14 protein-coding genes are annotated in these 17,857 nt (G+C 70.6%); 9 read left to right on the forward strand and 5 right to left on the reverse strand.

The window, feature by feature from the left end:
• Positions 1-43 precede the first annotated feature (43 nt).
• From ACN28I_RS40200 to ACN28I_RS40225, 6 genes are all read left to right on the forward strand, one after another.
• Positions 44-1,012 (forward strand): pirin family protein, encoded by a 969-nt coding sequence (locus tag ACN28I_RS40200; protein ID WP_420947180.1) that lies wholly within the window; start codon positions 44-46, stop codon positions 1,010-1,012.
• A 125-nt stretch (positions 1,013-1,137) separates the two neighbouring features.
• Positions 1,138-2,754, forward strand: coding sequence for a hypothetical protein (locus ACN28I_RS40205; protein WP_420947181.1), 1,617 nt, complete (start codon positions 1,138-1,140; stop codon positions 2,752-2,754).
• A 57-nt stretch (positions 2,755-2,811) separates the two neighbouring features.
• Positions 2,812-3,831 (forward strand): SIS domain-containing protein, encoded by a 1,020-nt coding sequence (locus tag ACN28I_RS40210; RefSeq protein ID WP_420947182.1) that lies wholly within the window; start codon positions 2,812-2,814, stop codon positions 3,829-3,831.
• Between the two features lie 13 nt (positions 3,832-3,844).
• Positions 3,845-5,008 (forward strand): N-acetylglucosamine-6-phosphate deacetylase, encoded by a 1,164-nt coding sequence (gene nagA, locus ACN28I_RS40215; RefSeq protein WP_420947183.1) that lies wholly within the window; start codon positions 3,845-3,847, stop codon positions 5,006-5,008.
• A 51-nt stretch (positions 5,009-5,059) separates the two neighbouring features.
• Complete coding sequence (locus ACN28I_RS40220; RefSeq protein ID WP_420947184.1) at positions 5,060-6,829, forward strand: hypothetical protein; 1,770 nt, start codon at positions 5,060-5,062, stop codon at positions 6,827-6,829.
• Positions 6,830-6,968: 139 nt separating this feature from the next.
• Entirely contained in the window at positions 6,969-7,808 is an 840-nt protein-coding gene (locus ACN28I_RS40225) for a hypothetical protein (RefSeq protein ID WP_420947185.1), read from the forward strand.
• Positions 7,809-7,848: 40 nt separating this feature from the next.
• On the opposite strand, the gene ACN28I_RS40230 is transcribed toward ACN28I_RS40225, so the two are convergent.
• Both ACN28I_RS40230 and ACN28I_RS40235 read right to left on the reverse strand, forming a co-directional pair.
• The gene (locus ACN28I_RS40230; protein WP_420947186.1) at positions 7,849-8,421 is read right to left on the reverse strand and encodes a superoxide dismutase family protein; all 573 of its coding nucleotides are present in this window, start codon (positions 8,419-8,421) and stop codon (positions 7,849-7,851) included.
• 88 nt (positions 8,422-8,509) lie between these two features.
• Positions 8,510-9,883: an SAM-dependent DNA methyltransferase gene (locus ACN28I_RS40235; protein ID WP_420947187.1), complete on the reverse strand. Its 1,374-nt coding sequence runs from the start codon at positions 9,881-9,883 to the stop codon at positions 8,510-8,512.
• Positions 9,884-10,216: 333 nt separating this feature from the next.
• On the opposite strand from ACN28I_RS40235, the gene ACN28I_RS40240 reads away from it, so the two are divergent.
• A complete protein-coding gene (locus ACN28I_RS40240) occupies positions 10,217-11,122 on the forward strand; it encodes a hypothetical protein (RefSeq protein ID WP_420947188.1) in 906 nt (301 codons plus the stop codon).
• A gap of 39 nt (positions 11,123-11,161) precedes the next feature.
• Here the strand turns inward: ACN28I_RS40240 and htpG are convergent, their stop codons facing one another.
• Positions 11,162-13,192, reverse strand: a complete 2,031-nt coding sequence (htpG, locus tag ACN28I_RS40245; RefSeq protein WP_420947189.1) for a molecular chaperone HtpG — start codon at positions 13,190-13,192, stop codon at positions 11,162-11,164.
• A gap of 155 nt (positions 13,193-13,347) precedes the next feature.
• Between htpG and ACN28I_RS40250 the strand changes: the two genes are divergently transcribed.
• The gene (locus ACN28I_RS40250) at positions 13,348-14,538 is read left to right on the forward strand and encodes a GNAT family N-acetyltransferase (RefSeq protein ID WP_420947190.1); all 1,191 of its coding nucleotides are present in this window, start codon (positions 13,348-13,350) and stop codon (positions 14,536-14,538) included.
• A 1-nt stretch (position 14,539) separates the two neighbouring features.
• Here ACN28I_RS40250 and ACN28I_RS40255 read toward each other — a convergent pair whose 3' ends face one another.
• Positions 14,540-15,181, reverse strand: a complete 642-nt coding sequence (locus ACN28I_RS40255; protein WP_420947191.1) for an RNA methyltransferase — start codon at positions 15,179-15,181, stop codon at positions 14,540-14,542.
• A 105-nt stretch (positions 15,182-15,286) separates the two neighbouring features.
• On the opposite strand from ACN28I_RS40255, the gene ACN28I_RS40260 reads away from it, so the two are divergent.
• Positions 15,287-15,682 (forward strand): RidA family protein, encoded by a 396-nt coding sequence (locus ACN28I_RS40260; protein WP_420947192.1) that lies wholly within the window; start codon positions 15,287-15,289, stop codon positions 15,680-15,682.
• Between the two features lie 62 nt (positions 15,683-15,744).
• Here ACN28I_RS40260 and acs read toward each other — a convergent pair whose 3' ends face one another.
• Entirely contained in the window at positions 15,745-17,694 is a 1,950-nt protein-coding gene (gene acs, locus ACN28I_RS40265; protein ID WP_420947193.1) for an acetate--CoA ligase, read from the reverse strand.
• Positions 17,695-17,857 lie beyond the last annotated feature (163 nt).

Consider the following 17,857-nt stretch of genomic DNA (forward strand, 5'->3'; position numbering starts at 1 on the left):
GGGTCCTAACACACGCGGAACCTGCGCTATCATCCCCCCGTCCATGAGAACGACGCGCCGACAGTTCCTCCTCGACTCGATGCTGGCGACGGTGGCCCTGGCGGCGGGATGCCGCTCCGGAACCGAGTCCGCGTCGCAGGCTCCCGCGTACATCCCCACCTCCGACCGGACCGTGCTCCAGACGCTGGCGGGCGTCCCGGCGACGGATGGGGCGGGGGTGCGGCTGACGCGCGTCATCGGCCAGTCCGCGCTGCGGAATCTGGATCCGTTCCTGATGCTCGACCGCTTCCACTCGGACGACCCGAACGCGTACATCGCCGGCTTCCCGTCCCATCCCCACCGCGGGTTCGAGACGGTGACGGTGATGCTCGATGGCCACATGCGCCACCGGGACAGCCGGGGGAACTCGGGGCTCATCCGGGGCGGCGGCTCACAATGGATGACGGCGGGGCGCGGCATCATCCACTCGGAGATGCCCGAGCAGGTGCAGGGGTTGATGTCTGGCTTCCAGCTCTGGCTCAACCTGCCCGCCAAGGAGAAGATGTGCCCGGCGGCCTACCAGGACCTCGGGCCGGAGCAGCTCGCCGAGTCCACGCTCTCGTCCGCGGGGAGCAGGGTGAGGGTCATCGCGGGCAGGCCGAACGGTCTCGCGGGCCCCGTGCGCGAGCGTCCGACGCAGCCGGTCCTCTTCTCCCTGACGTTGGAGGATGACCAGCCCTTCGAGCTCGAGCTGCCGGAGGGGCACACGTCCTTCGCGTTCGTCTACGGCGGGGAGGTCAGCTTCGGTCCGGAGGCGAAGCCGAAGCCGGTGCGCGCGGGCCACCTCGCCATCTTCAGTCCTGGCAAGCGGCTCCGCGTCCGCGCCACGAACCAGCGGAGCGCGGTGCTCGTCGCCGCGGCGAAGCCCCTCCGGGAGCCCATCATCCAGCGCGGTCCGTTCGTCATGAACACCGAGGCGGAGATCCACCAGGCCATCCAGGACTACCGGAGCGGTGTGCTGGACAAGGGGTGAACACGCTCCACCTCCGGGGCAGGGTAGAATGCGGGAAGGTTTCGGGGACACGGGGCTGAATAAATCGCCTGCTTCGGCGTCCAGGCATCCACGCAGTGCCTTTCCTCCAGCGTTCTCTCATCCACATGCGTGTCCATTCCCTGCTGTCGCGCTTCTCGTTGTTCCTCGCGCTGCTCGCCTCGAGTGGCTGCAACACCGCGTACCGTGAGGCCATGGCCCAGGCCAGGGAGGCGGCGGTGCGCGGTGACTTCATGACCGCGGCCCGCGCCTACCGGACCGCCTGTGCCGCCGCTCCCGATGACAAGGACGCGTGTGGCCGCTTCCCCCTCTTCGCGCAGAAGGCCACGGACCAGGCCCTCGAGTCCGCGCGTCCTCCGTGCGAGGCGGGCGAGCTCGACCGGTGCCTTCCTCCGCTCCTGGCGGCCAAGGACCTCATCCCCGAGCACGCCGAGGTCAACACGCTGCTCGAGAAGGCCAGCCAGCTCCAGGTGGAGCGCTGCGCGAAATGGCAGGCGGACGGCCCGCTGGCCACGGCCGTGGCCGGACTGGCCTGCCTCCAGTCCCGCGGTCACCAGCTCCCCGTTCCCAGCTATCAGACGCTCCTCTCGGAGAACGCGGCCCGGCTCTCCTCGCGCTTCGCGGACCTCGCCACCACCGCACGGGGCGAGGGCTCTCACGGAGCCTCCTCCGTGCTGATGTCCGCGGCGCAGTGCCTCGCGCCCGACCCGCAGATGGCCTCGCGGGTCAACATGGCTCGGAAGGGCTTCCTCGCCCAGAGCGCCATCCCCGTCGTGACCCATGTCAGAGGCTCGATGGCGCCCCGGGTCGCCGAGGGGCTCTCTGGCCTGTGTGAGCGCATGTCCTCGAAGCTGCCGTCCTGGGCGCGGTGTGCGTCCACCGGAACGCTGCCCGGCCAGCCGGATGTGTTCCAGGTCTGGGTGGATGCGCTCATCCAGCGCGCCGTGGAGACCGTCTCCGAGGACGTGCGCAACCTGGATTACGTCAGCGGCACGCGGCAGGTGGACAATCCCGAGTACGGCAGGGCCCTGGATCGCGTCTCGCTCGCCGAGAGCGCCGTGGAGCGGACCGAGAAGCGGAAGGCGGAGAAGGAGGCCGCGTGCGAGGAGGCGAAGCACACGCACGAGGCGAGCTGCGTCGGCTGCCCCGCGCCCGAGGACAAGAAGAGCCGCATCTGCGGCGAAGCCAGCGATGCCTCCAGCGACTACTCGAGCGCCCTCAGTGAGCTCAGCTCGGCGCGCAAGAACCTGTCCAACACGCCCGAGACGGTGCTCGAGGACGTCTACGACACCTTCACCTATTCCGTGTGGACCTACCGCTGGTCGTCGGACTACCGCTTCACGCTCCAGTCGAGCACTCCGGGGTCCACCGCCCCCGCCCAGGGCGCGGGAACGCTGCAGTTCCAGGACCAGGAGCACGTGGGCTTCCGGCCCGGAGGGCTCTCGGAGGATCCGCTGGAGCTGCCTCCCGTCCAGGCCTATGCGGACGCCTTCATCACGCAGCTCACGCCCCATGTGGTGGCGGCGGTACAGCGGGACGCCGAGGCCCGTGGCGCCTGGCGCCGGAGCCAGTGCAGCACGCTGCCGGCGGACTGGGGCACCTCCTGGGTGCAGTGCTGGGCCGAGTCCGCGCTCTGGTCCAGCGGGAATGAGCCCCAGGCGAGCGAATTCCTCGGCCTCCTCGCCACCAGCGCGAGCGCTTCCTCGCCGCCTCTGTGCCGTTGAGCACGCTCCCCGGAAGTGGGGTCTCCCCAGGGGAGCGGTGGGTATTAGATTGGGAGGGTGAACACTTCTCCTCTTCCCGCCATGGCCCTCGAGGCCGCCCAGTCGGCGGAGGCCGCTCGCCAGCAGATTGCCCGTTGCGAGGGGGCCTTCGCCGAGCTGGGTGAGCGGCTGCGCCAGCGGCCTCCGCGGTTCGTCGTCACCTGCGCGCGCGGCAGCTCCGACCACGCGGCCAGCTATGGCAAGTATCTCATCGAGACCACGCTGGGGCGCGCCGTGGCCTCGGTGGGGCCGAGCGTGGCCTCCGTCTACAACACCCGGGGCCTGGATCTGCGGGAGAGCCTCTTCGTCGCCGTCTCGCAGTCCGGCCGCAGTCCCGACCTGTTGCGGCTGACGGAAGCGGCCCGCGCGGGGGGCGCGCTGGTCATCGGCTTCGTCAACAACGAGGACTCTCCGCTCTTCTCCCTGTGTGACATCGGGCTGCCGCTGTGCGCCGGTCCCGAGCAGAGCGTCGCCGCCACGAAGTCCTACATCCTCTCCGGCCTCGCCTTCCTGCAACTGGTGGCGCACTGGTCCGGGGAGGCGGGGCTGCGGGACGCCGTCTCGCTGCTGCCGGAGGCCCTGGAGGCGGCGCGGGCGTTGGATTGGTGGCCCGCGCTCGAGCGGCTCACCGGTGCGCACAACCTGTTCGTGCTCGGGCGGGGGATGGGGCTCGGCGCGGCGCTCGAGATGGCGCTGAAGTTCAAGGAGACCTGCCGGCTGCACGCCGAGGCCTTCAGCACCGCCGAGGTCAGCCACGGCCCGCTCGCCCTGGTGGGCCGAGGTTTCCCCGTGTTGGCGCTCGGGCAGGAGGACGGCTCGGCGGAGGGGACTCGGAGCGTGGTGCGCCGCATGGTGGAATTGGGGGCGGATGTCCGCTCGGTGCTCGCGGTGCCGGGGGCCGAGCCCTGCCCGTGGTCCCGGGTGTGCCGAGCGCCATCGCGCCGCTGTGCCAGGTGCAGAGCTTCTACATGTCGGTTCACCGGTTGGCGGTGGCGCGCGGAATGGACCCGGACGTCCCCGCGCACCTGCGCAAGGTGACGGAGACCGTGTGATGAGACGGATTCTCGTGGGCGCGCGCCTCTTCACGGGCGAGCGCATGCTCGATGACCACGCGGTGGTGGTCGAGGACGGACGCATCGGCGCCGTGGTGCCCAGGGAGGCCGTTCCGGCCGGAGCCGAGGTGCGGCGGTTGCCCGAGGGCACACTGCTGGTGCCGGGCTTCCTCGATGCCCAGGTCAACGGAGCCGGAGGCGTGCTGTTCAACGACACGCCCACCGTGGAGACCGCACTGGCCATCGCGGCGGCGGCCCGGCGCTCCGGCACCACCGGGCTGTTGCCCACCTTCATCACCGACGAGTCGGCCCGGATGCGTCAGGCGTGCGAGGCCGCCCTCGAGGCCATGGCCCGGCCCGCCAGTGGTGTCCTGGGCATCCACCTGGAAGGTCCCTTCATCAGCGGCGAACGGCCGGGGGTGCATGAGTCGCGCTTCATCCGGGTGCCCGAGGCGGGGGACATCGACTACCTGGGAGCGCTGCCGGAGCGCCTGGCGGGGCAGGGCGGACGGCTGGTGGTGACGTTGGCACCGGAGTGTGTCGACGATGCCGTCATCCGGCGGCTCGCCTCGGCGGGGGTGGTGCTCTCGGCGGGCCACACGGCGGCGACGTACGAGCGGACGCGCGAGGCCCTCGCGGCGGGCGTACGGGGTTTCACCCACCTGTTCAACGCCATGCCTCCCGCGCAGAGCCGTCAGCCGGGGCCCGTGGTGGCCGCGCTCGAGGCCGACGAGGCGTGGTGCGGGGTCATCGCGGATGGCATCCACGTCCATCCGGCGATGCTGCGCCTGCTCTTGAAGGTCAAGCCGCCCGGCCGGGTCTTCCTCGTCACCGACGCCATGCCTCCTGTTGGCACCGAGGCGGCCTCGTTCACCCTGTATGGCCGCACCATCCTGCGCCGGGAGGGCCGGCTGGTGACCGAGAATGGAACGCTGGCCGGTGCCGACATCGACATGGTGACGGCGGTGCGCAACTGCGTCCGGTTGCTCGGGCTGCCCCTCGAGGAGTGCCTGCGCATGGCGTCGCTCCATCCCGCGAGCTACCTCGGGTTGGACGGACACCTGGGCCGGTTGGCACCGGGCTACCGCGCCGATCTCACGCTGCTCCGCGGGGACCTCACGGTGCAGGCCACGTGGGTGGCGGGCCAGGAGCAGTGGTACTGACCATCCCCTGGGAACCTGGGACGTGGCAGCGTTGTCGGTGGCCGCGTCACCATGGATGATTCCCCTTCGAAGCGTTGGTTCGAGTCCCCCCGGGGCCTCTGGCTCTCCCTCGCCGTTGCCCTGGTGCTCGCCCTGCCCACGCTGGGCATGGGGTTCGCCCTGGATGACAACCTGCACCTCCTCATCTTCGAGGGCAAATGGCCTCTGGGCTCGCCCATGGACCTCTTCCGCTTCGCCGGAGGAGACCCGGAGGGCATGCGGCGCATCGTGCAGGAGGGGCCCTATCCCTGGTGGACGCTGCCCGAGCTGAAGATCGCCTTCTGGCGCCCCCTGTCGAGCGCGCTCGAGACGCTGGACTACCGCCTCTTCGGCTGCGACGCGCTGGGCTACCACCTGCACTCGGTGGCCTGGTACCTCGCCGTGGTGGCCCTCTTCGGCGCCCTGCTGCGGCGCTGGATGCCCGGGTCCCTGGCGATGCTGGCGCTGCTGCTGTTCGCCATGGACGATTCGCACCTGCTCCCCGTGGGGTGGATCTCCAACCGCAACGCCCTGGTGTCCACCGCCCTGGCCCTGGCGGGCCTGTGGCTGCACCTGGAGTGGCGCGAGGCCGGGAAGCGCCAGGCCCTGCCGCTGTCCCTCCTCGCGCTGGCCGTGAGCCTGACGGCGGGAGAGTCCGCCCTGGGCGTCTTCGCCTACGTGCTGGCCTATGAGCTGGCGGGGGCCCGGGGCACGGTGGCCGAGCGCGTCCGGGCCGTCGCTCCGGCGGCGGTGCTCGCGGTCGCCTACCTCGGTGTGTACAAGGCGCTCGGGTACGGCGCGTATGGGTCTTCCATGTACCTGGACCCGGTGGGCGAGCCCGGACGTTACCTGGTGGCCGCGCTCGGCCGGGTGCCCGCGCTCGCCGGTGGGTTGTTGGGTGTGCCCGTGGACCTCTGGGGCATCAACGCGGCCAGCCGGCCCGCGCTGGTGGGCCTGGGGCTGGTTGGGCTCGCGGTGCTCGTGCTGCTGATCCGCTCCGCCTGGCCCGGTCTCTCCGAGCAGGAGCGCCGGCACTCCCGCTGGCTCTCCCTCGGCGCGGCGCTGTCCCTGCTGCCGGTGACTTCCAGCATGCCCATGGGCCGGCTGCTCTTCGTGCCGAGCCTGGGTGCCTCGGTGCTGTTGGCCATGGTGCTCCGCCATGCGTGGCGCTCGCGTGGGCAGGGCTGGCGTCCGCGAGGCGTGGCCGTCGCGGGGGCGGTGTTCGCGCTGTTCCACCTCGTCCTCGCACCGCTGAGCTGGCCCCTGATGTCGATGATGATCCGCCAGCTCGGCACCAGCACCGGGCAGATGGCGCAGCAGGTGCGGAGCGAGCTGGACCCCGCGCGTCTGGCGTCTCAGCGGGTGGTGGTTCTCGATGCCCGGGACATTGGCGTGCTCCTGTACGTCCCCGTCACGTGGGCCCTGCAGGGGCAGGAGACCCCTCGCTCCTGGTGGCCGCTGTCGATGGTGCAGGAGTCTCCCATCGTCACCCGCACCGGGCCGAATTCGCTCGCACTGGAGCTCCCCGGGGGAGGCCACTTCCTCGCCACCGAGGCCGAGCAGACGCTCCGTTCCCCGGAGCACATGCTCGGTGAGGGCGCGCAGGTGAAGCTGGAGGGCATGCAGGTGACGGTGCTGGCCGCCGATGCCCAGGGGCCAACCCGGTTGGGCTTCGAGTTCGATGTTCCGCTCGAGGACCCCTCGCTCGTGTTCCTGCACTGGCGGGAGGGGGCACTGCGCCGGCTCATGCCGCCGCCGGAGGGAGCGCGGTTGGATCTCGCGACCCCGGCGAACCCTCTGTAGGCAAGGAGGTGCGGGCGGCGAGCGCTCGCCTCTCCCCAGGTGGGATGGGCGGGCGGGCCCATTTCTGGATGGCCAGGGTCAGGGCCTAGACTGCGCCGCGCCCCGCTGTGAGGGGCTCGTCCACAGGGGGATGAACCACATGAGGTATTTCCAGAAGAAGCTGGTGGCGCTCGCCACCGGCGTGGCTCTTGCCGCGTCCATGGGTGTGGCGCGTGCGCAGCCGCCCGTGATGCAGGAGCCGCCCGTCCAGCCTCCTGCCGCGCCGAAGCCGTTCCTGGCCTTCACCGCGCGCCGGATGGTTCTTCCCGAGCGGACCGTGCTGCCGTACTCGCACCTGCTCGTCGTGCCGGCGTCGACGCCCGAAGGGAGTACGAGCGTCGGCCTGAACATCGGGATGATGTATGGCTTTGGCGCGGGCTGGATGGTGGACGCCGTCTTCGCGCCCCTCAAGCTGGCCTCGGCGTTCAGCTATGGCAATCCCGAGCTCGCGCTGACCCGGGAGATCATCCGGTCCAAGCCCTTCGAGCTGAGCGTGAGCACCCGGGCCCTGTTCCGCTCGAACATCGCCGAAGAGGGGCTGCTGGGTGGCTTCGAGCTGGGCGTGCCCATGTTCTTCCGGCTGGACGAGCGCTTCCGGTTGGACGTGGCGGCCTACCTGCCCTTCAGCGTCTCGGGGCGTCCCATCGGTGCGCTCGGCGTCACGCGGGCCGGTCTCCGGGCGCCGATGTCCCTCTACTACCAGTTCCACCCCAACTTCCTGGTGGCGCTGGGCACGGGGCTCAATGCCCGGGAACTCGGCAACGTCGCGGGGACCTTCTCCGTGCCGGTGAGCCTCAACGTGGGCTTCAACACCAACATCAACGGCTTCTGGCTGGACGTCTTCCCGTACGTGGCGCTCCCGGCCTTCTACAGCCAGGCCGGGGTGAACATGAAGACGGTGGCCGTGGGCCTCTTCGTCGACGTGGCCCGGCGCCTGTAGTCCGGGCCACTTCCCAGCTCCTCACTCCACGGCGGGACGGCTACTTCTGCACCTGCACGACGCCGCAGGCGATGCGGTCACCCGCGTTGCCGGCGGGGTCGCTCTTGTAGTCGTCCGCGCTGGCGTGCACGACGACGGCCGCGCCGTCCTGGTCCTGGACGTCCTTCAGCTTGAGACCATGGGCGAAGTGGTCGAACTGCACCTTGCCGTCGGCGCCCACGTGGAGGTTGGGCAGGTCGCCCTCGTGCTTGCCCTCGGCCACGAGGACGCCGTGCTTCTTCTTGTGGGGGTTGAGGTGGCCACCCGCGGTCTGGAAGGGGGCCTCGCACTTGCCCGCCTCGTGGATGTGGATGGCGTGCTCGCCAGCGGGGATGTTGGAGAGCGTGCCCTTGATGAGGATGCCGTGGGGCGTCTCGGAGAGCGTCACCTCGCCCACCGACTGGCCCTTCTGATCCTTCAGCTCGGCCCGGGCGGTGGCGCCCATGGCCTTCTCGGCGGCCTTCTCCTCCTTCTTGGCGGCGGCCTTCTCCTTGGCGGCGGGAGCCTTGCCCTGAGCGAACGCCGGTCCAGCGAGGCAGAGAACGGCAGCGGTGAGCAGCGCGCGAGTCTTCATGAGTGATGTCTCCTTCACTGCGGGAATTCCCGATTCCGGACTTCCGGACCGAGAGTGAAGGTGGACACTAATGCGCCCGGCGTGTTCCTCAAGGCTGGAGAGCAGCCAGGGGAACGGGCACGACCCGCGAGGCGCCGTAGACAGGAGCCCAGAGCCGCTGGACCTCGGGGCCGTTGAGGAAGCGCACGAGCGCCTGGTAGGCGGCGAGCGGGCCGCCGAGCCGCTCCGCCCAGGCCAGCCCTCGGGGGGAGAGGTTGGGCACGAGGGGGCCCAGCGCTGCCTCGGAGCGGGTGACGCGGGTGAGGTCGAGGCCCTCGTCGCGCACGCGCTGGGGCACGAGCAGGGGCGCGAAGCGGGCATGCCGGTGGTCGTGCACGCAGCCCTCCTCCTCGAGGAGCGCGGCGGAGAGGGGCAGCTCGCGCACGTTGAAGAGGAGCTTCACCGCACCGCGATGGGGATCCCACGGACCGCGCAGGCGGTGATCGCCGCGGGGGATGAGGCGCCGGTCCAGGTAGCAGAAGGCACGGGACTCGGGGGGCAGGGTGCCGCGGTGGCGCGCTCCGGCGTAGCGGAAGAAGGGGCGCACGCAGGCGGGCTCCACGGTGAAGGGCGGCCCCTCCTTCAAGGCGCGCAGCTTGGGCAGCAGGGCCTGGGGGATGGCATGGAGCCGGGCGAAGTCCTCGAGCGCCTCCACGGGCGTGCGAGCGAAGTCTTCGACACGGGCGAGGAGCCGCTGAGGATCCACGTCCACCAGCAGCTCATCGAAGCGCGTCTTCACCCCGGGAAGACTCACGGGGACGAGCGTATCGAGGGGCTCGCCCTCGGAGCGCCAGCGAGCATCCAGCTCCGCGGCCTCGGGAGGAGTGGGAGCGAGACGCCACTCGGGAGCCTCGGGAACGAAGGGCTCCAATTTCCCCTCTCCCCCCGGGAGAGGGACGGGGTGAGGGTGCCGGGTGTACTCGAGCCGTGAGCCCGTGTGCCGCGAATACACGGGCCGCACCCGCGAGTCCGGGGGCGAGGTCCACACGGTGATGCAGGTGCGCACCTGGGTACCGGCGAAGGCACCGGGGCCGAGGTCCACGACCTGGCGGAGGGACAGCATGCGCAGCAGCGTGGCGCGCAGGGGAGCGTAGAGGAAGGCGTCGAGGAGGCTGGTGGGGGTGATGAAGGCGAGCACGCCGGGGCGGGAGGAGAGCCGGTGCGCGGCGAGCAGCAGGAAGAAGGCGAAGTCATCGCGCAGGCTGGTGCCCTGGGGGAGCGCGAGCGGGAGCAGGGCGCGGAGGCGGGCATAGGCGTCGCGGTCCTTCAGGAGCGCGGAGGTGCCGTTGTAGGGCGGGTTGCCGATCCACACCTCGTGGCGGGCCGGAGGGAGGCTCGCGAGCAGGGGGTCGAGCCCGCCGCGTAGGGCATCGCCCACGCGGATGTCGGCGCCGGGCACGCGGGCCTGGCAGGCGCGGGCCACGTCGGGGGAGAGCCTCCAGGCCGGAGAGGTGGGCCTCGGGCCGGGCGAGGGCCGCGGCGGCGAGGAAGGCCCCGGCCCCACAGGCGGGGTCCACCACCGCGAGCGGCCCCTCCCCGGCGTGTGCGAGGGCGAGGGCCAGGGTGCGCTCCACGAGGGGAGCGGGGGTGTAGAAGGCACCGAGCGCGCGCCGGTCGAGACCGGGGAACTGGTGGACGAGCGCCTCCTCGTCGAGAACGGGAGGAGCATGAGGGGCACGCGGCATCCGCCGCCATCCTACCCCGAGCGGCTTTGCTTGCCGTGCCATGCCGTAGCAACATGGCCTCCAGGAGCCCCATGCCGCCACCGCCGTCGAAACCAAAGGGTCCCACCCGGGGCGTGCCGCTGGGGCATGACGACGACGAGCCCACGAAGATCGAGCCGCGCAGGCTCGGGCTGCCGCGAGTCCCCGCGCGTTCGAAAGGGGATGGCTTCGATACGTCCGACGTCCCCACCAACCCGGGGCGCCCGGTCTTCGACAAGCCGCGTGGCAACCCCGGCATGCCATCCCTCAATGGAGAGACGACGAGCCCGGGCAGCCCGTCCTTCACCGGGGTGGCGCCGGAAGTCCGGCAGAGCCGCTGGCATGATCGCTCCGCCGCGCCCCGGGGCGTGCTCCCGGCCGAGGCCGTCCTGAAGGGCCTGGACGAGGCGCTCCAGAAGGCCGCGCGGGACAAGGCTCCGGTGGGGCCGGTGCGCGAGCAGCTCAAGGCGGACTGGCTCCCGCTGCTGCGGCAGGTGGTGGAGCAGGCCGGTGGGGACGGGATGGATGCCTACGTCACGCAGTTGCTGTCCCCGCCGGGCCGCGAGGCGGTGACGCCGCTGGTGGAGGCACTGGCCGCGGGCATGGAGCGGCTGGAGGCCGCTACGGACGCCGATACCCTGCACGCGGGGGCCCAGGAGCTGCGCGCCCTGGTGGCCCGGACGCTGGAAGACCCGGCGCCGCGCCCCATCTCCCTCGAGCTGCAGGAGCGCGAGCTGGATGGCCGGGTGGACGTGGACACGCTGCTGTCCATCCGCTTCGCCTCGACCGCGGAGCTGACCACGCGGCGGGCGAGGGCGGAGAAGACGCTGGAGGATCTCCGGCAGCAGATGCGCGCGCTGCAAGGCATGCAGCCGGACGGGTTGTTCTCCAACTTCGCTCGCGTGAAGGTGGAGAAGCGCGTGATGGATGCCGAGGCCCGCCGCCGGGGCGGGCGCTGAACCGGCTCCAGGCGGGCCGGTCCAGCGCGGGGCTTCCCCTCAGTTCTGAGGCAGCGGCGTCTCGGGACCGGCGGCCACGGCGGCTCCCTCCGAGGGCCTGGCCTCCGACGTGGGCGTCTCGGGACCGGCGGCCACCGCGCCCGCGGGCGCGTTCGTGCCCTTCACGGGCGAGTGCGCCGCGAGCTGCGTCATCAGCGCCGTCATGCGCCGGGCGAAGCGGTTCGGGTCTTCCACGCTGCTGCCCTCGGTGAGCAGGGCCTGGTCGTAGAGCATCTCCACCCACTCCGTCACCTGCGGGGACGCGGGCTCCTTCTCCTGCAGCGCCTTCAGGTGCTCGACGATGGGGTGGGCGGGGTTGACCTCGAGAATGCGCTTCACGCGCGGCACGCTCCGGCCCCGCTCCCGCAGCAGCCGCTCCACGAAGGCGTGCGAGCCGCCCTCGGGCACCACCAGGCAGCACGGCGAGTCCGTGAGCCGGTCCGACACGCGCACCTCGCGGACGTGCTCCTTGAGCACCTCCTTCATCCGGTCCGCCAGCGGCCCCAGCCCCTTGGCGCGCTGCTCCTTCTCGCGCTTCTCCTCCTCCGTCTCGTCGAGCTTCAGGTCCGCGTGCATCGCCGACACCAGCGGCTTGTCCTGGAACTCCCTCAGCCCCTGCGTGGCCCACTCGTCCACCGGGTCCGTCATGTACAGCACCTCGTACCCGCGCTTCTTCAGCGCCTCGAGGTGCGGGGAGTCCACCACCGCCTTCCGGGACTCGCCGAAGACGTAATAGATGGCCTTCTGGCCCTCCTTCATCCGCGACACGTAGTCCGCCAGCGAGGTGAGCCCCTCCTCGCGCGAGCTCTCGTAGCGCACCAGCGTGCCCAGCTTCTCGCGGTACTCGGTGTCGACGGCCAGGCCCTCCTTGAGCACCGTGCCGAAGCTCTTCCAGAACGTCCGGTAGTCCTCCGGCTTGTCCTTGGCCAGCTTCTCCAGCATGTCCAACGTCTTCTTCGTCACGTGCTTGCGGATGGCCTGCACCACCGCCGAGTCCTGCAACAGCTCGCGCGACACGTTGAGCGGCAGATCATCCGAGTCCACCACGCCCCGCACGAAGCGCAGCCACTGCGGCAGCATCTCCTCGCACCGGTCCATGATGAGCACGCGCTTGACGAACAGCCGCACCCCGCGCTGCTGGGCCGCGTTCAAGTCAAAGGGCGGGTTCTTCGGCAGGAAGAGCAGTCCGGTGAAGACCTGGTTGCCCTCGGTGCGGAAGTGCGTCCACGCCAGCGGCGCCTCCCAGTCGTGCGAGAGGTGCTTGTAGAACTCCTGGTACTGCTCGTCGGTGATTTCACTCTTGGACCGCTGCCACAGGGCGCTGGCCTTGTTCACCACCTCGAGCTGCGTCTCGGTCTTCTGCGCGTCCCCCTCGCCGGTGGTCTGCTTCACCTGGAGCTTGATGGGGTGGCTGACGTAGTCCGAGTACTGCTTGACCAGCTCGCGCAGGCGCCACTCCTGGAGGAACTCCTTCTGGTCCTCCTTGAGGTGCAGGGTGATGGAGGTGCCGCGCGTGGCGCGCTCGGCCGGCTCCACCGTGAAGGAGCCCTTGGCGTCCGAGGCCCACTTCCAGACCTGGGCGTCCTTGCCCGCCGCGCGGCTCACCACCTCGACCTGGTCGGCCACGAGATAGGCGCTGTAGAAGCCCACGCCGAACTGGCCAATCAGGTTGACGTCCTTCTGGCCCCGCTGCGACACCAGCTCCAGGAACTCGCGCGAGCCGGAGTGGGCGATGGTGCCCAGGTTCTTCACCAGCTCGTCCCGCGTCATGCCGATGCCGGTGTCCTCGATGGTCAGCGTGCCCTTCTCCGCGTCCGGAATGAGGCGGATCTCCAGCTCGGAGGCCCCCTCGAGCAGCTCGGGCTCGGTGACGGAGCGGAAGCGCAGCTTGTCGAGCGCGTCCGACGCGTTCGAGACGAGCTCGCGCAGGAAGATCTCCTTGTGGCTGTAGAGGGAGTTGATGACCAGGTTCAGGAGCTGATTGATCTCCGCCTGGAACTTGTGGGTTTCCCGCTGAGTGTCGACGGACATGTTTTCTCCGGGCGCCCTTCGCGGGGCGCGATCGCCCTCCCTGTAACCATTCGAAACGGGTTGTCCAGCGGCATGGGAGCGGGAAGGCGGCGGAAGAGGCCCTGGCACGCCTGCCCGCCGGGTAGGCTGCACCTTCTTTCATCGAGGAGGACAGCGTGGACACGACGGCGCCGAACTTTGGCCCGCCGCAGGGGGAGCGGGAGCTCGCCGCGGCGGAGGACATCCGGAATCAGGCCTTTGCCCTTCCTCCCGAGGAGTCCCGGGGCTGGCAGCAGAAGATCGAGGCCCTGGATGCCCACCTGCGGGTGTTGCGGGAGGGGGACAGGGTGGCCGCGACCATCGTCCTCATCCCCATGGGGCAGTGGTTCAACGGGCGCCGGGTGCCCATGGTGGGCATCGGCGGGGTGGGGGTGGCGCCCGCCTCCCGTGGCAAGGGCACGGCCACCCGGCTCATGCAGGCAGCCCTCCGCGAGCTGCGCGGCCAGGGTGCGCCCATCGCCAGCCTCTACCCGGCCACCCAGCCGCTCTACCGGCGCGTGGGTTTCGAGCAGTCCGGCTCGCGCTTCGAAATCCGCGTGCAGCTCCATGGGCTCGACTTCCAGGAGCGCACCCTCTCGTTGAGGCCCGTGGAGGCGGCCGACCTGCCAGCCCTCCGCGAGGTGTACCGCCGCTACGCGCAGCGGCAGCAGGGGTGGATCGACCGCACGGCCTACACCTGGACGCGCGTCACCCACCCCCGGGGGGAGACGGCCTACGGCTACCTCGTGGAGGGCAGCGCCGGTATCGAGGGCTACCTCTACCTCACGCGCCGGGTCCAGCCGCACGGTCTGCTCCAGGAGCTGAACCTCACCGATCTGGCCGCGCTCACCCCGGCCGCGGGCCGGCGGCTGCTGAGCTTCATCGGCGATCACCGCTCCCTGGCCCGCGAGGTGGTGTGGCGGGGCGGGCCGGCGGATCCGCTCCTCTTCCTCCTGCGCGAGCAGACGTATGAGGTGAAGCACCTCTTCACCTGGATGCTGCGCATGCTGGACGTGCCCGCCGCGCTCCAGGCCCGCGGCTACCCGGCCGGGTTCTCGGGGGCACTGCACCTGGAGGTGGATGATGACCTCTTCCCGGAGAACCGGGGCCGCTTCGTGCTGGAGGTGGACAACGGTGAGGCCGAGGTGCGCCCTGGAGGGGATGGCGACGTGAAGCTGCACGTGCGGGCACTGGCTCCGCTCTACAGCGGCTTCCTCTCGCCCGCCGCCCTCCAGATGGCCGGGGTGCTCGAGGCCGACGAGGCCTCGCTGCGCACGGCGACGGAGCTCTTCGCGGGACCGCCACCGGCCATGCCCGACATGTACTGAGTCAGGGCACCCACGGCCCGAGCCCCGCCGGGGCTCCGCCGCAGGCCTCGCGCAGCCGCGCGAGCGCCTCGTCATAGGTGAGGGACTCGGCGGCCTCCTTCACGGTGGGGGAGACCCAGCTCCTCCAGGAGCGCAGGACGGTGACGTGGCGGCCCTCCTCCGTCTCCGTCTCGGAGAGGTGGACGAGCAGCCGCTCCTCGAGGACCTCGCGCCCCTTGGTCCACTCGCTGTTCTTCCCCAGGCGCACCTCCTTGTCCCGCTCCACCGCCGACAGCAGGGCGCGGGCCTGGGGAGAGAGCCCCTCCAGCGAGCGGCGGCGGCGCGAGGGCTCCATGGCCACGCGGTACACCACGGCCCACAGCACGGGGTCCACGAAGGCCACCTTGCCCTCCACGAGCCGCACCGCGAGCACATCGTCCGAGGCTCTCAGGATGCGGCCGAGCCGGTACATGAGCCGGCCCTTGGCGTGGTTGCGCCAGCTTCCGTGTACGGCCCCCCCGGCCACGGCCTCGACGAGCGACGTCATTCCCAGGGCGGGCACCTCGGTGATGACTCCCTTGGTGCGGATGAGCTCCAGTGCGTCGTGCTCGGTGCGGACCACGTTCGCGCGTGCCTCGCTCTCAGCGGGTGGGAGGCCGAGCATGCTCCTGGCTCCCGGCCATCCCACGGGCGGATGCGCGAAGGCGTCCTGTATTGAACGGGGTCCGCCGCGAGAGCGCGTGGTAGACACGGCGTACTGGAGGTCTCCATGGCTCGACGAACGTTGCACTCCGACAAGGCCCCGAAGGCCATTGGTCCCTACTCGCAGGCCGTCGAGGTGGGGTTGGGGCGGATGGTCTTCCTCTCGGGACAGACGCCCATCGATCCCGCGACGGGCGAACTGGTCCAGGGAAGCGTGAAGGTGCAGACGGCGCGGGCGATGGACAACCTGCGGGAGGTGCTCGCGGCCGGAGGCCTGGACTTCTCGCACGTGGTCCGGTGTGGCGTCTTCCTCGTCGACATGGCGGACTTCGCCGAGATGAACGAGGTGTACGGGCGCTACTTCCCGGGGACTCCGCCCGCGCGCACCACCGTGCAGGTGGCGGGGCTGCCCAAGGGCGCGCGGGTGGAGATCGACTGCATCGCGGTGGTGCAGTCCAGCTGACTCAAGGCACTCTTCGGCCTTGGTTTTCTGGGGCATGGGGAAGGAGTCTCCTCGAGGGGTGGTCAGCGGCGCTGGGACTGCAGGTGGTGCTGTTGCGTGAGCAGCTCGTCGAGCACGGTGGGCTCGGCGAGGGTGGAGGTGTCGCCCAGGTCCCCCGTCTCGCCGGAGGCGATCTTCCGCAGCATGCGGCGGAGGATCTTCCCGGAGCGCGTCTTGGGCAGGCCGGACACGATGCGCACCTGGTCCGGCGTGGCGATGGGGCCGATGACGTGGCGCACCTGCTCCTTGAGCGCGCCCATCATCTGCTCCGCGCTGGCGTCCACGTACTCGGGCTTGAGCGTGACGAAGGCGCACACGCCCGTGCCCTTGAGCTCATGCGGGAAGCCCACCACGGCGGCCTCGGCGACGGACTCGTGGGCCACCAGCGCGCTCTCCACCTCGGCGGTGCCCAGGCGGTGGCCGGAGACGTTGAGCACGTCATCCACGCGGCCCGTAATCCAGTAGTAGCCGTCCTCGTCGCGGCGGCAGCCGTCCCCGGTGAAGTAGAGGCGGGGGAAGCGCGAGTAGTACGTCTCGATGAAGCGCTGGTGGTTGCCCCAGATGGTGCGGGCCTGGCCCGGCCACGTGCGGGCGATGCACAGGTTGCCGGAGACGCCGTTGCCCTCGAGGACGCGGCCCTCGTCATCCACCAGCAGGGGCTCGATGCCGAAGAAGGGCAGGGTGGCGCTGCCGGGCTTGCAGGGCGTGGCACCCGGCATGGGGGCGATCAGCACGCCGCCCGTTTCCGTCTGCCACCAGTTGTCCACCACGGGGCAGCGGCCCTCGCCCACCACGTCGTGGTACCAGCGCCACACCTCGGGGTTGATGGGCTCGCCCGCCGAGGCCAGCAGCCGCAGGCTCTTGCGCGAGGACTTCTTCACGTGCCCATCCCCCTCGCGGATGAGGGCGCGCAGCGCGGTGGGCGCGGTGAAGAGCACCGTGGCCTTCAGGTCGTCCACCACCTGCCACAGCCGCCCCGCGTCCGGGTACGTGGGAATGGACTCGAAGAGCACCGTGGTCGTCCCGTTCGCCAGCGGGCCGTACAGCAGGTACGTGTGGCCGGTAATCCACCCCATGTCCGCGGTGCAGAAGTGCACGTCATCCGGCTGCAGGTCGAAGACGTAGCGGTGCGTGGTGACGGCGTAGACGAGGTAGCCACCGGTGGTGTGCATCACCCCCTTGGGCTTCCCGGTGCTGCCCGAGGTGTAGAGGATGAAGAGCGGATCCTCCGCGGCCATCCACTCCACGGGGCAGGTGCCGCGGTGCTTGCTCATCTCCTGGTCGAGCCAGAAGTCGCGGCCGGCCTCCATGGGCACGTCCGCCTCGGTGCGGCGCACCACCAGCACGGACCGCACCTGCGAGAGGCCCTCCACCGCCTCGTCGCTGATGGCCTTGGTCTGCACCCGCCTGGTGCCGCGCGGGCCCTCGTTGGCGGTGACGAGCACCCGGGCCCCCGAGTCGAGGATGCGCTCGCGCAGGGAGTCGGCGGAGAAGCCGGCGAACACCACCGAGTGCACCGCGCCGATGCGCGCGCACGCCAGCATGGTGTAGGCCAGCTCCGGCACCATGGGCAGGTAGATGCAGACGCGGTCTCCCTTCCTCACCCCGTGCGCCTTGAGCACGTTGGCCACCCGGCCCACGTTGTGCTTGAGGTCCCTCCAGGTGATGAGCTCGTACTGCCCCGGCTCGTTCTTCGCCCAGATGATGGCGGGCCTGCCGGGGCGCGCCTTCACGTGCCGGTCCACCGCGTTGTAGCAGGCGTTGAGCCGGCCGCCGCCGAACCAGGAGAAGTCCACCTGGTCCGGGTCCGCGTCCAGGATGGTCTCCGGCGGGTGGAACCACGTGAGCGCCTGGGCCATCTCGCCCCAGAACTCCTCGGGCCGCTCGATGCTCTTGCGGTAGAGGAGCTGGTAGTCCTCCATGCTCTGGATGCGGGCGGTCCGGCCGAAGCCTTCCTTGGGTGCGTAGATCATCGCGAGCCTCCATGAGCAACGCTCATTCCAGGCCGCAGCATGAATGTTCTCGCGGGCTTGGAGCCTGCCACGCCGCGTCGAACGTTTCGAAAGGTAACGTCCCCGCCCCGAGGGTAACGCCGGTAACACCGGCCCCCCGCCCCGCTGGAACCCCGCCGAGCAT

Source organism: Archangium gephyra (assembly GCF_049060025.1).
Taxonomy (GTDB): domain Bacteria; phylum Myxococcota; class Myxococcia; order Myxococcales; family Myxococcaceae; genus Archangium; species Archangium gephyra_A.